The organism is Niallia sp. MER 6 (assembly GCF_023714395.1).
Lineage (GTDB): Bacteria > Bacillota > Bacilli > Bacillales > Cytobacillaceae > Niallia.
Window position 1 is genome coordinate 290,721 of the sequence record NZ_JAMAUK010000002.1, and the last position, 14,254, is coordinate 304,974.

General features: G+C 38.1%; 17 protein-coding genes. 2 read left to right on the forward strand and 15 right to left on the reverse strand.

Annotation, left to right across the window (positions count from 1 at the left end; all coding sequences use genetic code 11):
• Positions 1-111 precede the first annotated feature (111 nt).
• From hag to M3600_RS04035, 15 genes are all read right to left on the reverse strand, one after another.
• On the reverse strand, positions 112-936 hold the full coding sequence (gene hag / locus M3600_RS03965; RefSeq protein ID WP_251644770.1) for a flagellin Hag: 825 nt from the start codon (positions 934-936) through the stop codon (positions 112-114).
• 141 nt (positions 937-1,077) lie between these two features.
• A complete protein-coding gene (gene csrA / locus M3600_RS03970) occupies positions 1,078-1,305 on the reverse strand; it encodes a carbon storage regulator CsrA (RefSeq protein ID WP_251644771.1) in 228 nt (75 codons plus the stop codon).
• 4 nt (positions 1,306-1,309) lie between these two features.
• Positions 1,310-1,759, reverse strand: a complete 450-nt coding sequence (gene fliW, locus M3600_RS03975) for a flagellar assembly protein FliW (RefSeq protein WP_251644772.1) — start codon at positions 1,757-1,759, stop codon at positions 1,310-1,312.
• A 12-nt stretch (positions 1,760-1,771) separates the two neighbouring features.
• Entirely contained in the window at positions 1,772-2,359 is a 588-nt protein-coding gene (locus M3600_RS03980; RefSeq protein ID WP_251644773.1) for a DUF6470 family protein, read from the reverse strand.
• Between the two features lie 84 nt (positions 2,360-2,443).
• A complete protein-coding gene (flgL, locus tag M3600_RS03985) occupies positions 2,444-3,334 on the reverse strand; it encodes a flagellar hook-associated protein FlgL (RefSeq protein WP_251644774.1) in 891 nt (296 codons plus the stop codon).
• A gap of 11 nt (positions 3,335-3,345) precedes the next feature.
• Positions 3,346-4,896 (reverse strand): flagellar hook-associated protein FlgK, encoded by a 1,551-nt coding sequence (gene flgK, locus M3600_RS03990; RefSeq protein WP_251644775.1) that lies wholly within the window; start codon positions 4,894-4,896, stop codon positions 3,346-3,348.
• Between the two features lie 17 nt (positions 4,897-4,913).
• A complete protein-coding gene (locus M3600_RS03995; protein ID WP_251644776.1) occupies positions 4,914-5,393 on the reverse strand; it encodes a flagellar protein FlgN in 480 nt (159 codons plus the stop codon).
• A gap of 20 nt (positions 5,394-5,413) precedes the next feature.
• A complete protein-coding gene (flgM, locus tag M3600_RS04000; protein WP_233315672.1) occupies positions 5,414-5,692 on the reverse strand; it encodes a flagellar biosynthesis anti-sigma factor FlgM in 279 nt (92 codons plus the stop codon).
• Positions 5,693-5,946: 254 nt separating this feature from the next.
• On the reverse strand, positions 5,947-6,345 hold the full coding sequence (locus M3600_RS04005) for a TIGR03826 family flagellar region protein (protein ID WP_233315673.1): 399 nt from the start codon (positions 6,343-6,345) through the stop codon (positions 5,947-5,949).
• Between the two features lie 26 nt (positions 6,346-6,371).
• Positions 6,372-7,064, reverse strand: coding sequence for a ComF family protein (locus tag M3600_RS29160; protein WP_251644777.1), 693 nt, complete (start codon positions 7,062-7,064; stop codon positions 6,372-6,374).
• Positions 7,065-7,075: 11 nt separating this feature from the next.
• Positions 7,076-8,566 (reverse strand): ATP-dependent helicase ComFA, encoded by a 1,491-nt coding sequence (locus M3600_RS04015; protein ID WP_285854697.1) that lies wholly within the window; start codon positions 8,564-8,566, stop codon positions 7,076-7,078.
• Positions 8,567-8,682: 116 nt separating this feature from the next.
• Entirely contained in the window at positions 8,683-9,522 is an 840-nt protein-coding gene (locus tag M3600_RS04020) for a DegV family protein (RefSeq protein WP_251644778.1), read from the reverse strand.
• Positions 9,523-9,674: 152 nt separating this feature from the next.
• Entirely contained in the window at positions 9,675-9,806 is a 132-nt protein-coding gene (gene sda, locus M3600_RS04025) for a sporulation histidine kinase inhibitor Sda (RefSeq protein WP_233315676.1), read from the reverse strand.
• A gap of 177 nt (positions 9,807-9,983) precedes the next feature.
• Entirely contained in the window at positions 9,984-10,673 is a 690-nt protein-coding gene (locus M3600_RS04030) for a response regulator (protein ID WP_233315677.1), read from the reverse strand.
• 33 nt (positions 10,674-10,706) lie between these two features.
• Positions 10,707-11,852, reverse strand: coding sequence for a sensor histidine kinase (locus M3600_RS04035; protein ID WP_233315678.1), 1,146 nt, complete (start codon positions 11,850-11,852; stop codon positions 10,707-10,709).
• Between the two features lie 490 nt (positions 11,853-12,342).
• Between M3600_RS04035 and M3600_RS04040 the strand changes: the two genes are divergently transcribed.
• The gene (locus M3600_RS04040; RefSeq protein ID WP_233315679.1) at positions 12,343-12,975 is read left to right on the forward strand and encodes a YigZ family protein; all 633 of its coding nucleotides are present in this window, start codon (positions 12,343-12,345) and stop codon (positions 12,973-12,975) included.
• 133 nt (positions 12,976-13,108) lie between these two features.
• Positions 13,109-14,233: an LCP family protein gene (locus tag M3600_RS04045; protein ID WP_251644779.1), complete on the forward strand. Its 1,125-nt coding sequence runs from the start codon at positions 13,109-13,111 to the stop codon at positions 14,231-14,233.
• Positions 14,234-14,254: the final 21 nt, after the last annotated feature.

Here is a 14,254-nt window from a genome sequence, read left to right on the forward strand (position 1 = left end):
TCATAACATTTTCATAAAAGAAGTACTATAAAAAATTAGAAGTAAACTTCTGAGGAAAAATAAAACCCTATTCAAAAATTTTGAATAGGGTTCTTAGACTTCTCTGCGCTATTAACGTAGTAATTGAAGTACGCCTTGTGGTTGTTGGTTAGCTTGCGCCAACATTGCTTGTGCAGCTTGAGAAAGAATAGAATTCTTCGTTTGATTCATCATTTCTTTTGCCATATCAACATCTCTAATACGTGATTCAGCTGCTGTTAAGTTTTCAGATGAAGTATTCAAGTTATTGATTGTGTGCTCTAGACGGTTTTGTTTTGCACCAAGTTGAGAACGCTCATCTGATACTAGCTTAATTGCATCATCGATTGTGCTAATTGCTGTTGAAGCTGTTGCTGCATCAGTTGAAATGTCTACTGCATCTATACCTAGTGCACTAGCTTGCATATCTGCGAATGTTACATCAAGTTTTTGATTTTCATTTGCTCCAATTTGGAAAGTGAATTTCCCAGTTGTTCCACCAGTTGTATCTAATAGGTTTTGTGAGTTAAATTGAGTTGTTGTAGCAATACGGTCTACTTCCTCGATCAGATCAGCGACCTCTTTTTGAAGTTGTGCTCTGTCTTCTCCAGTATTTGTATCGTTACCTGCTTGTACTGCTAGCTCACGCATACGTTGAAGGATATCATGTGTTTCATTTAGAGCTCCTTCACCTGTTTGAATCATAGAGATTGCATCTTGTGAGTTTTTAGAAGCCATATCCAAGCCACGGATTTGTCCACGCATTTTTTCAGAGATTGCTAGACCTGCTGCATCATCACCAGCACGGTTAATGCGAAGACCTGAAGATAGTTTTTCCATTGATTTAGATTGTGCATTTGTTGCACTGTTCAATTGACGGTGTGTATTTAAAGCTGCGATATTGTGGTTAATTCTCATGTTATTTTTCCTCCTTGAATTTAGGTGTTCACATCCATGTGAACATGTTTGTAAGTTTATCTTTGATTGGGAGGAGGTCGGCCGCCCCTCTCCCTCTCTACTTTATATATCGTCTAAACGCTTATATGTTTAACAGTTTTTTTATTTTTTTTCTATATTTTTTAATAGTGGGAGAAGACTAGCTATATCGGCGGTCGCTTGCTTATTTTCTGCTAGGATTGCTTCGTACACTTCTTTTCTAAGTACTTGTATTTCCTTTGGAGCGCTTATCCCGATTTTTACTTGGTCACCTTTGATTGCTACAATTGTTATTTCAATATTATCACCAATCTTAATTACTTCTCCTTGTTTTCTCGACAAAACAAGCATGCTATCATCCCTTTTCCTTTGAGTTTGGATTTGCTAGAAAAATTGGGTGCCTGATACTATAATTTTGATCATTTAATATTACTTGCATTGCTTTATGGTTTTTGTTGTTAATAATTATCGGAGCTTGGAGATTTGCTGTTGTTTTGTCAAACGGTTCCTGTACGGTCAGAATACTATAGACCATCACATCTTGCTGATTACTAATTTCTAGAGCATCCACAACATAATCTTCTAGGATAAAGTCATAACTTTTATTAAAGTCAAATGGATTTTTGATTACAAAAGCCAATTCTGGGGTGTTGATAGACTGAAGTGCTCCAAAACCACCATCATCCGTTAATGATAGGATTACAAACTTTGTTTCTTCGGGAAAACCAGGTATTCCCTTATCAAAATAGAGAATGTCTTCCTTATTGAGTTGAAATACACCATGATACTTTGTCTGTATATTCATTTTATCCACCCTTTATATAGATTGTTCGTAGTTTGTTCCAACAAATTTTAAATTTTCAAAGTCTATTTTTAAGCTATTATATTGCTTTAATTTAACCTCAACCTGTGCAGGATTATAATTAATAATTGGTTTATTTTGGTTGCTTTCTATTATAGGTTTATTCCTCTTCCAATTTATGTCCACTTTTCCTGGTGTATAATCAATTTCAACACTTCCAGCCGAAGGTATCCATCCAATTCCAAACTTTTTCTCTGGACCTTCGCTATTTCTTTTTGCTTGTGCCGGAATTGGATTGCCCTTGTTTTCAATTCTCATTAATTCATCGCCATCACTTACGCGACGAGCTATCCCTTCTAACACAGCACTTTTTCCAAGCTGGGCTGCTTCTTCAATTCTTTTTCTCGCACTTTTTAAGTCTACATCTTCCCGCGCCTTTATTTGATCAATTGATAAATTTGAAGGAGTTCTTTCGATAGTTAATTCCGCTTTTGGCTGTTCAATGGATAACTCAGCTTTTGGCTGCTGAATTTCAAAAGAACCTTTTGAAGTATTTATTTCTATCATTGCATTTGTAGACTGCAATCTAATTTGGGGAAACATTGTGTTCTACCTCCTTTTTGCAAAAAAAGTCTGGTTCAGTCTTCATTATTATCCAATGAAGTATTGAAACCAGACCTCTTTATCTTAACGTAAAAAATCCATTAAACTCGTTTGCATTATTCTTGCCCCAACACTCAGTGCTGCACGATGGACACTTTCTTGGACGGTCAAATCTGTAATTGCTTTTTCCATATCAACATCTTCATTTTCAGACAATATTTTTGTAGCAACGACTGATTGTTGATCCAATCTTGATTCCACCATTTCAAGACGATTATAACGAGCTCCAAGTTCTGCTCTTTCTCCATTTAAAGAATCTAGGGAAGTATCGAGTCTACCAAGTAAAGAGTCAAGTTCACTAGAATCTCCATTTTCCAAGCTTGTTTGAATACTTTGAACTACATCAAACATTTCCTGACTAAAAACAGTGCCTGGATTAATATTAGCTCTTAGTGAAACTCCTCTTGATACTTCTACACTATAATTATTGATAGCAGGATCCATAATGTTTTCTGCAACAGTTGGTGGATTATCACTTGTCACTGGTGGATTGGATACATCTGTACCATGGAAGATATATTTGCCATTCACCTGAGTGTTTGCGATATTCACTAAATCCTGTTTAAGCTGTTCTATTTCTTTTGCAATCGATTTTCTATCATCTTCTGTATTTGTGTCATTTTTCGCCTGAAGAGTCAGCTCTCTAATACGTTGCAACCCATCATTTGCTTGCTCAATTCCAGCTTCAGAATTATCCATCCACACATATGCTTCTGATAAATTCCGCTGATATTGTTCCACTTCTGTTACACCAGAACGGTAATACATCCCCTTCATTGCAACTACTGGATCATCTGAGGGTTTCGTAATTTTTTTACCTGTACTAATTTGATCCTGGTATTTTTGCATCTTTTCATAACCGTTGGAGATATGACGTAATGAATTTCCAGATAACATTGATTGTGTAATTCTCATTTATTATTCACCTATCTTCCTCCGACACCCATGCCAATAATTTTTTCTAACATTTCATCTTGAACAGTAATCATTCGAGCAGCAGCATTATATGCTTGCTGGAATTGAATCATATTTGTCATTTCCTCATCAAGGGAAACGGAGCTTACGGATAGTCTTTTATTTTCAACTGCTTGCTGTAAAGTAGTTGAATTAGCTAGCATCCGATTTGCTTCTTGTGCATCAATTGCCATAGCACCAATAACACTTTCAAAATAATTTCTAAAATTAGACGACTCTTGATTATCGCCATAATCGTAGTTTTGGTTAATGATATCAGCAAGTTTCAATGCAACAGAGGCATCCCCTAGCGCACCTGCTGAAGGATTGCTGCCATCTGCTGTGGCAATATTATCTAAGCTGTTCGTAATATCCTGAGAAATAGTAATTCTTCCTGCAAATCCAGTTCTATCTGTAATAGCACTACCTTCCGAATCAGCAAAGAAATCAATTTCTTGGTTTTCTTTATTTTTAATTTCATTTGGACCCATTCCATCACTGTGAACCTTGTTAAATTCAGTCGCAAATGTATAAGCTAAGTTATCAAGTTCTGTCATCATATCAGAATATAATCCTTTAACATTACCATCTGAAGTTTCATAGCCATAAGATTCTACTAAACTTTTTAATTTCCCATTAGAAGTAAAATTATTAAAGTTAATATCTGTATCTCCTACTGTTATAGAAGAAACAGAATCATCTTTACCTCCGTAGTTCACTGTCACATTGTTATAACCTGTCGCTGTAACTAAATCAGCTTGTTTAGCACCTGTTTTATCAACTAAGGAAATGGTTGCACGGCCTTCTGAAATGGCACTTGCATTACCACCGGCTTTTTCGTACTTAACCTCTACAGTAACAAGACTTGAAAGTTGGTCAATCAGCCTATCTCTTTCATCATAGAGGTCATTTGGTAAGTAACCATGTGGTTCTACACTGGCAATTTGATCATTTATCCCAGAAATCTGGCTCAAGATGGAGTTAATTTCTTTCTCCGCAACTCCAACTTCTGTTTTCATATTGTTTTTTTCAGCTGTTAAGGTATCGCTAAGATAATTAAATGTCTCAGCTACAGCAATTCCTCTTTGGCGGACAACTGAACGAGCACCAGTATTTTGAGGATCAACTGCCAAATCTTGCAAGGACTTCCAGAACTGATCCATTGTAGAAGCTAAGCCCGAATCAGTTGGTTCATTCATAACTTGCTCAAGCTTTGATAGTGCATTTGACTTTGACTCCCAGTAGCCCAATTGACTTGACTGGCTTCTATATTGGTCATCAAGAAAGCTTTCTCTAACTCGCTGAACTGAACCTGCTTGTACACCTGTACCCATCTGTCCTGGTATCTGTGGACGGTTCATGCCTGCTGCTGGGTACGGTGTTTCTTGTTCAAAATTCACTCGTTGGCGTGTATATCCTAGCGTATTTGCATTCGCAATGTTATGACCAGTTGTATATAATGCGCTTTGCTGCGTATTTAGTGCTCTACGTGCCGTTTCTAACCCCATAAAAGTGGAAGCCATATTTATATCTCCTTTTTCTAAACTTCAGAATTAAAAAGTCTCGGACTATTTTTAACGGATGGTTTTTTACCAGGCTGTGAATAATTATATTGTTTTCCTGTTGGGCGAATCATGCTAAGTGATACATTCAATAACTGCATGGACTGATAAATCAATTGCTGATTTAGATAATTTACCTCCTTAAGCTTCACTAGCTTTTCTTCTAGTTTCTGTCTTAGGTCAGTAAGGTTACTCTGTTCATTTGGGTTATATAGTGGAAGGATATCCTGAAGCTTCGGCTCCGGAATATCCGGCACTATTCTTTCAATCACTTCAATTCTGTTAGCATCTAACTTATCAATAGCATTTAAGAGTATCTGTTCTTCCTTCATGATTTCTTTGAGTGATACCATGTCTCCCTTTTTTAATACCTCTGTTTTTCTTAGAGCCAGCTCCAGTAGATCATTGTGCAATTTATCTAAGCCTTCTAATGATTGTATTAATAAGTTTTGATCCATGGAATCCCTCCTCCTAAGTATTAGTTAGCTTGATTATTCTTCGTATAGAAATTGACAATGCTGTTTGCAATATCCTCTGAACGAACTTCATATGTGCCATTTTGAATTTGTTTTTTTAACGCTTCAATTTTTTCAGTTCTTGCTTGTGACACTTGAGTCACTTGCTGAAGTTCTTTAGCAGCAGAGGAGATTTCAATTTTGTCTGTCCCCTTAACTGCTTCTGTTTTTACTTGATCTATTTTACTTACTTGTTTTTTATATGGATTAATTCCTTGTGTTCCGTAATTATTAATTTTCATGTTTATTCCTCGCTTTCTTTTTTTCCGTACAGAAAAGCTCTACCTCTAGTATCGGATGATTAGCGTTTTATTTAAACATTTCCTTCGCTTTTTCTTAAAATGCGCCAAAAAGACTAATTTAAAACAGGAACACCAAGAGTATTTTCCTATATTGATGAATAAGTCGTGAGGATTGGTCTAGGAGATTCTACAGAGAAGGTAACGAAGTATGCATCTGGGCTGTCACGTACAGCCCAAGAGCTAAGGTTTATCTATTATTTACCAGTAAAGTAAGTGGCTGATTTTGCCTGTTTTTTTCGTTCCTCTTCTGCTTCCATGCTTTTAATATCTCCTTGCAAGTTCGACAGACAGCTCGTGCAAAGCTTTCCTTCTCTGATTTGTGTGCCGCATTTTGCACATGGATAACCTAAGTTAGGAAATTGGGACAGCTTAATGCGTCCTTTTTTAATCCATTTATATATTAACGATTTTTCGACTCCTGTATTTGCCACAACTTGTTCCATCGGTGCTGTTCTGTTTTGCTTTTTGCGAATGAATTGATACACTTTTTCATAATCCGCTTCTTCTTGCTTATAGCACTTAGGGCAAATATCCCTAAGATTATTTACTACATAAATGTCCCCACATTTAGGGCAGTTCGCTAATTCAGCCATTTTCTCTTTTCCTCCCATAGTAATTGTCATCTCGCAACAGTGAACGAAATGACAGTATTGGCTCCTGCATTTTTCAACACTTTAGCCGCCTGCCTTACCGTTGCACCTGTAGTATATATATCGTCAACGAGCAGCACATGTTGAGCATGGCAGCCCTCAATATTTGCCGCAGAAAACACAGCAGTATTTTCCAATCTTTCCTGTCTGCTGATTTTCGACTGTTTATCACCATGAACGCGAGATAATAGCTGCTTGTAGCCTAAATGAGTATATGCAAGAATTGCCTCTGATTGATTAAAGCCTCGCTCATACAGTCTTTCCTCACTTAACGGTATAGGTGATACCACTCTTCCTCTTGCAGTTTTTTTGGGAAAGTATGCAGCGAACGCTCTTGCTACTTTATGATCTCCTCTGTATTTAAAAAGGGCAATGATTTCTTTTAAAAAGTCATTATACACAAAAATAGAGGTATTGCCATCCAGCACTCCTTTCCATTGAGGATCTTGTTCCCACTTATAGCAATCAAGACACAAGCTGCCCCTTATATATTCTGAATCAATGCGAGAGAAAGGCCGACTGCAAATAGAACACCGACTTCCTGTAATGAACTCTAATTTACTTTTGCATTCTTCACAAAGCAATTCGCTTTTTTGCTCAGCAAATAAACTAGTCCAGTTTAAGACAGGTCTTAGGGAAGTTAAACAAAATGTACAATGCACTTTATTCCTCCTCACCTAAGCAGAAGCATGCCTGTTTGGGCAGCTTCCTTATTACTGTTTTCGATTTGATTCTTTGCCTCGACCATACTCCATGTTTTCCCATGATGAAAAAACACCACATCTCCGTCTGGATGCTCGCTGCTTCTTCCAGCTCTCCCGGCAATTTGAATAAGAGCACTATCAGTGAACACATCATTTTCTGCACCTAATACAGCAACATCTATATTTGGAAAAGTAACACCTCTTTCCAATATAGTCGTAGTAATCAGCAGATTTATTTCCTTGTTTCGCATTTTTTTCACCTTGTCTATTCTGTGCGGATCGGCAGCAAAAACTGATTCCACCTTGCTGTCCAACTGTCCCAAAATAGTCTTTGCTTTTTCTAATTGCGCTATCTTCGGCAAAAATAAGAGAACTTGTTTGCCTTTGCTTAGCCGCTCCTTTAACCATACAAGCAGCCTTTGGGGCAGCTTGCCTTGATTTAGGAGCTTTTCCCAATTGCCGCACCATATAAAGCGAGGAACAGGCAATGGGTGTCTGTGATAACGTGCCGGGATTTTTACATACGCTATCTTTTTATGTTTGCATTTACGCTGCCAGCTTTTATTAGGAGTTGCTGTTAAATACACCAATGTTGATTTACTTTTTCTCGCTTTATTTATGGCATGCTGCAATGTTTCATCAGCAGAGTATGGAAATGCGTCCATTTCATCAAGAATAATGAGGTCAAAAGCTTGCTCAAAGCGATATAACTGATGCGTTGTGCTGATAAACAGTGAGCTGTGCTTCAGCTTGTTGCCGCTGTCACCATACAAAGGGATTACGTTGATTGTTGGAAAGGCTCGCTGCAGCCTCGGTGTCAGTTCAAGGACGACATCTGTTCTTGGAGTGGCAATACACACTCTTTTTTGTGTGCTGAGGGCTTTTTCTATTCCTTTAAATAAAACTTCCGTTTTCCCTGCACCACAAACTGCCCACACAAGAATTTCACTGTTTCGTTCGACAGCTTCCACTATTTTGCTGGAGGCATGCTGCTGTCCTGGAGAAAGGCTACCCTGCCATTCTAATGTGCAAGGAGTTATAACGGTTGCTGGACCTGTCCAGCTAATCAGCGGGCTACATTCAGATATTCTGCCCATCATCACACAATTGCGGCAATAAGCACAGGCCCTCTTGCACCGGGCACATTGGTAGGAAGCAAAAAACTCTTGGCGCTTATTTCCGCATCGTGCGCAAATGAGCTTATTGCTATTTCTTCTAATGCCAGGATGATAGGCACAATAGCCTTTCAGGTAGTGTTCTTGGATTTCTTCTAATGAAATGGAAATTTCCTCAAAAAGCAGTTTTTTACCTTCTAAGGTTGCTTGGAGATTTTTACTGTAGCAAAAATTAGTGTCTAGTGGATGAGGAGTTTGGAGAGGAAGGTCTGTAATACGCATTAAATCAGGCCGAGGAGCGAGGACAGGAATGAGCTCGTTCTGTGTGGAAATGCTAAAAAGCATTATGTGCGCCTCCTTATTCATTTTATTTTACTTATTCATTATTCTTTATGCATGCTTTAATTCCTCCTAACAAAATAAAAATCCTGTCTCTATTAATAGACAGGATCTTGAACGTTTTATAGTTTTTTCATCCAGCCAAGGCCCATGGACCCTTCGCCAAGATGAGTGCCGATAACTGCACCGAAGTAGCTGATGGAAAACTCAATATTAGGGTATGTTTCTGAAAGCTCCCTTTTCCATTCAATCGCTTCCTCTTCTCGGTTTGCATGGATGATGACTGCCTGGTACTCTTCGCCATTAGTTGCTTCTGCAAGAAGATCGACAATGCGCTTCATCGCTTTTTTTCTTGTGCGAATCTTTTCGAAAGGAACAATGACCTTGTCTTCGAAATGCAATAGCGGTTTTACTTGAAGCAGGCTGCCAATCAATGCTTGTGCACTGGACAAGCGTCCGCCGCGCTGCAAATGAGCTAAATCATCCACCATGAAATAAGCATGGCTTGTCTTTTTAAGCTCTTCAAGTATAGGAATAATTTCTGTAGCAGTTTTGCCAGCCTTGGAAAGCTTGGCAGCTTCTATTGCATAGAAACCTTGAACCATGCAGCTGATTTCTGTATCAAATGCAAAAACATTGATGTTATCAACCATAGTGCCAGCAGTTATTGCACCTTGGTAAGTCCCGCTGATGCCGCTTGATAGATGGATGCTGATTACTTCATCGTAATCATGTGAAAGGCGCTCAAATAGTTCAGCAAACTTCCCAATCGACGGCTGAGAGGTAGTCGGAAGCGGTTTTGTTTTTACTTCTTCGTAAAATTGACCAGCCTCCAAATCTACCTCTTCTTCGTAAATTTCATTTCCGAACACAACCGTTAACGGAATCATATGTATATCATATTTGTCTTTTACTTCTTTTGTTATATAAGCAGTACTATCTGTTACAATAGCTGTTTTCATTTTTGTGTAATACCTTCCTTATCTATACAATTGTATGATGTATATTTTAACTAAAAAATAAAATATTTGCATCAAATATAGGCTAATTTTATTATTGTAGACAAAAAAGGTAGTTTATAGCAGACGTTTATCATATATAGAAAGACATTATGTCAGTATTTCAATTCTCTGCGATTCAATTCTTCAAAAAGTATGGCGATAAATTCGACTTCCAAATCAAGTGAGATTGCCAGGCGATATGCTTTTACCAGCTCAGCATTTGAAAGAATATTTACTCCGCTCATCTCAAGCACTCCTATCCCTTTATTTATGAACATTCTGCACTATCTAACCGCTGTTGCACATAGGGATTTTATCCTAATTCCGTCGACTTTTTTACAAAAATATGAATTTTTCTGCTTCTTTGGACAAAAATCGACATTTTCGCAAAAAAAAAAGCTTCCCAATAGAGGGAAACTCTTTTAGCGCACTTCTACCCAGCCGTTTTTGATCGCTACGACAACTGCTTGTGTCCGGTCGTTTACGTTCATTTTTTGCAGGATATTGCTGACATGGTTTTTTACCGTTTTTTCACTGATAAATAATGCTTCACCTATACCTCTGTTGCTCTTACCGTCTGCAAGAAGCTGCAATACTTCACACTCACGGCGTGTTAACAGATGTAGCGGTCTTCTTATTTCAACTGTTTGAACATAATGCTCTCCGCCGCCTGACTCTTCCATTGCCAATCTGCGGTATTCATTTACAAGGTTATGCGTAACTTTCGGATGCAAGTATGACCCGCCGTCCGCCACTACTTTAACTGCTTCTACAAGTGCATCTGCATCCATCTCTTTTAATAGATAGCCGCTTGCTCCTGTTTTTAGTGCATGTGTTACATAGTTTTCATCATCATGAATGGAAAGGATAATGACTTTTGTTTCTGGAAACTTCTCCAAAAGCTGTCTTGTCGCTTCCACACCATTTGTTGTCGGCATGTTAATATCCATGATTGTTACATCAGGCTGATATTCTTCTACAAGCTGGATCGCTTGTGAACCGTCATCGCCTTCTGCGACAACTTCAAAGCTTGATTCGAAATCCAAGATACGTTTAACACCTTCCCTGAACAATTGATGATCATCTATAATAACTATTTTCGTTGTAGCCAATTGCTTCGCCTCCCCTATTCTCACACTATCAATTTAAGTAGTTTTTATTGGAACATTAATCATAACAAGTGTTCCTGATCCAATTTTAGAGTCAATTGATAATTCCCCTTCAAGCAGCTCTACTCTCTCTCTCATCCCAATTAACCCAAAGGATTCTTGCTTTTTAACCGTCTTATCAAACCCTTTGCCGTCATCCTTGATGACTACGATTACTTGATCGCGTCTCATCTCTATTTTTACAAGGATTGTCTTTGCTTCTGCATGCTTCAACGCATTCTGAACGGATTCTTGAATAAGCCGGAACAATGCTACTTCATATTTGCCTGGCAGCCTTATTTCCTTGCCTATTGTTGAAAAGCTGATACTAGCTGTTTGATAATACTCTTCTGTTGTCTTTAAATATTTTTTTAATGTAGGAACAAGACCTAAATCATCCAAAGCCATCGGGCGAAGGTCATAGATGATTCGTCTCACTTCATACAGAGCACTGCGGACCATCAGCTTAAGATTTTTAATCTCTTCAAATGCTTCTTGTGCACCATGTTCCTTATATATTCTTTCAATTAGATCAGAGCGCATCATAACGTTTGCCATCATTTGAGCGGGACCGTCATGAATTTCCCTTGAAAGCCGCTTTCGCTCCTCTTCCTGGGCTCCGATTATTTTTAGGCCAAAGTCCTGCTTTTGTTTTGCATCCTCAAGGACTTCCCCTACCTGCTTCAAATCACTGATTAAGTATTTCATTACAACGGTAATTTGGGTGACAAGATGATCGGCCCTTTCAATTGTCTCGTCAAGCCCAATGAGCCTTCTCTCAATATCGTCGCGCCTTTCACGATATTGTTTTTCCAGATGTCTGTTCATGCTGAGGTCCATTTGCAGGCTGTGCGCCTTTTCATACGCCTCACGCACTTCAAGCTCGGAGTACTCATTGAAATGCTTGCTTACTTCTGACAAGCGTTTCCTTGCAAAGCGGGATTGCGCCTCGAGCTTATCTCCTTCTTCAATTGTTTGCAGGACTAGATTTCTTATTTCTTTTAGCTCTTCTGTCAGCTTCTCATAATCCTTTCGACACTGTTCTCCAATGCGAAATATTTCATCCTTGCTGGAGCTGACAGTCTCAACCATTTTTTCTAATATGAAATCTAGTGTTTTCGTATCAAATTTCCTTATTATCATATTATATAATTCCTCCAAAAAGGCTGAAAACCCTTCCTGTATCAAATCTTATTTTAGCGTGAAAGTAGAAAATATGTATAATTTCATGGTTAAATATTATAAAATCGTTATTTCGACATATATATTACCCAATAAGAGTGATACTAATTACCTATTTAAGAAAATTTTAAGGATTTTATTTTATCATATACAAATGTCCTTTGCCCTATTCTGCCATCTTGCGTCAATACAGCCAATCCGTGGCAGTTCTGTATTTACGTTTAAATCACGTTAAATCCGCTTTTTTTGCAAGGGACTTTTTGGGCATGGAGTTTTACTTATTATAACATGGAGATATCGGACTAATATTAAAATTCTGTTACAAACACATCAACAATTGAAGAATGAAGAATGTCGAATTATAATGAAATAAGGCTATAAAATATTATATTCTTATTCGTTCGTTATAACAAACATTTTATGAGTTTTTTATTAGAAAGGAGCGATTTGAATGCTTCCTTGCTACCATACTGTAAAAGGCTATGGAGAACATGAGATCATCATACAGAAATCGCGCTTCATCGCACATGTCTGCAGAGCTACTAGTGAAGAAGAAGCACAAGCGTTTATTATAGATATTAAAAAAAAGCATAAAGATGCAACCCATAACTGTTCAGCTTATTTAATCGGTGAAAATGACCAAATTCAAAAGGCAAATGACGATGGAGAGCCAAGCGGTACAGCCGGAGTCCCGATTTTAGAAGTGCTGAAAAAAAGGAAGCTGAAAGATACAGCAGTTGTCGTAACACGCTACTTTGGGGGAATTAAGCTTGGTGCCGGCGGTCTTATCCGTGCATACGGAAAATCAGCCTCTGAAGGCATCACAGCAACTGGTGTTGTAGAGAGAAAATTAATGACAGTAATAGGTGTTACTATCGACTATACTTTCCTCGGAAAAATAGAAAATGAATTAAGATCCTCCCCTTATCAATTGAAGGAAATCCACTATTTAGAGGCAGTAGAGATTGATGTGTATGTTGAAACAGAAAATATTGAATCATACAAGGATTGGATGACAGAATTAACGAATGGCCAGGGCATACTAACAGAAAAAGAAGCTGTCTATCTCGAATCCCTCATATGAATATTTTCCCTTTTCTTATTAATTTATTCCTTAATAAGAAATAAAACACTAGTTATTAATATGAGATGAGATAGTAAGATAAGAATAATGGCTATAAATAGTTTCTAAAATCAACACTTTAAAGGAGAAACCAATGGCATCAAATAGAGAATCTTATGTAAACCATAATAAAAAGAAGCGAAAGAGAAAGAAAATCCTAACCTTCATTCTAGTACCATTACTGGTGATTGCCGCAAGTGGCATTGGCTATGGCGCATTCCTCTATACAAAGGCAAAATCAGTGGTAGAAGACTCCTACCAGCCGATTGACAGAGAATCTTCTCTCCGTGATGCGGCAGTAGACCCTGATATAGATGATATATCGATTCTGTTTATCGGTGTCGATGACAGTGAAAAACGTTCGTCATCATCTGGAACGACGAGATCCCGTTCAGATGCATTAATGCTTGCAACATTGAATGAAAAAGAAAAATCAGTCAAGCTATTGAGCATTCCCCGTGATTCCTATGTTTATATCCCTGAAAGAGGCTATAACGACAAAATCACACATGCCCATTACTTTGGCGGTGTAACATCGACCATTGAAACAGTAGAGAACTTATTGGATGTACCTGTAGATTATTACGCAAAAATGAACTTTGATGCTTTCATGGATGTTGTTGAAGCACTTGGCGGCATTGAAGTTGACGTTCCTGTAACATTTACAGAGCAAAACTCGAAAGACCAAAAAGGTGAAAATGCTATTCATTTAGAAAAAGGCTTACAGACTCTTAATGGTGAAGAAGCGTTAGCACTAGCTAGAACACGAAAAATCGACAATGACATTGAACGCGGGAAACGCCAGCAATTGATTATGAAGGCAATTATGGATAAAGCTGTTTCCGCTCAAGCTATTACAAAGTATTCCAAGCTAATGGAGGCTGTCGGCGATAACATGACAACAGACCTTTCATTCAGCAATATTCAGTCCCTTCTGGCATATGCGACAGCTGAAAACGGCCTGCAAGTGGAAAGCTTGACTTTAACTGGCTCTGACGGCAACGTAGATGGTGCTTATGTGTACCAGTTAGACCCAACAGCATTGGAAGAAACGAAAGCAATCCTGCAGGAGCATCTAGGAATTAAAGATGACATAAACAGCAGTGATGACACAACAATGGATACTACTGGTTCTTCTGATACTTCTACAGACAGCACTACTGGAACGACGGATTCGACATATAATGAATCCACAACAGATACAACGACAACTAATTAAATGTCATAAAAAGGACGATGG

Bases quoted from the DNA above. Each gene is read 5' to 3' on its own strand.
- M3600_RS04020 (WP_251644778.1), bottom strand. From the start codon at position 9,522: ATGAAAACAGCTATTGTAACAGATAGTACTGCTTATATAACAAAAGAA.
- fliW (WP_251644772.1), bottom strand. From the start codon at position 1,759: ATGAATATACAGACAAAGTATCATGGTGTATTTCAACTCAATAAGGAA.
- flgL (WP_251644774.1), bottom strand. From the start codon at position 3,334: ATGAGAATTACACAATCAATGTTATCTGGAAATTCATTACGTCATATC.
- M3600_RS04040 (WP_233315679.1), top strand. From the start codon at position 12,343: ATGCTTCCTTGCTACCATACTGTAAAAGGCTATGGAGAACATGAGATC.
- flgK (WP_251644775.1), bottom strand. From the start codon at position 4,896: ATGGCTTCCACTTTTATGGGGTTAGAAACGGCACGTAGAGCACTAAAT.
- M3600_RS04035 (WP_233315678.1), bottom strand. From the start codon at position 11,852: ATGATAATAAGGAAATTTGATACGAAAACACTAGATTTCATATTAGAA.
- flgM (WP_233315672.1), bottom strand. From the start codon at position 5,692: ATGAAAATTAATAATTACGGAACACAAGGAATTAATCCATATAAAAAA.
- sda (WP_233315676.1), bottom strand. From the start codon at position 9,806: ATGAGCGGAGTAAATATTCTTTCAAATGCTGAGCTGGTAAAAGCATAT.
- M3600_RS04015 (WP_285854697.1), bottom strand. From the start codon at position 8,566: ATGCTTTTTAGCATTTCCACACAGAACGAGCTCATTCCTGTCCTCGCT.
- M3600_RS03980 (WP_251644773.1), bottom strand. From the start codon at position 2,359: ATGTTTCCCCAAATTAGATTGCAGTCTACAAATGCAATGATAGAAATA.
- M3600_RS04005 (WP_233315673.1), bottom strand. From the start codon at position 6,345: ATGGCTGAATTAGCGAACTGCCCTAAATGTGGGGACATTTATGTAGTA.
- M3600_RS03995 (WP_251644776.1), bottom strand. From the start codon at position 5,393: ATGGATCAAAACTTATTAATACAATCATTAGAAGGCTTAGATAAATTG.
- hag (WP_251644770.1), bottom strand. From the start codon at position 936: ATGAGAATTAACCACAATATCGCAGCTTTAAATACACACCGTCAATTG.
- M3600_RS04045 (WP_251644779.1), top strand. From the start codon at position 13,109: ATGGCATCAAATAGAGAATCTTATGTAAACCATAATAAAAAGAAGCGA.
- csrA (WP_251644771.1), bottom strand. From the start codon at position 1,305: ATGCTTGTTTTGTCGAGAAAACAAGGAGAAGTAATTAAGATTGGTGAT.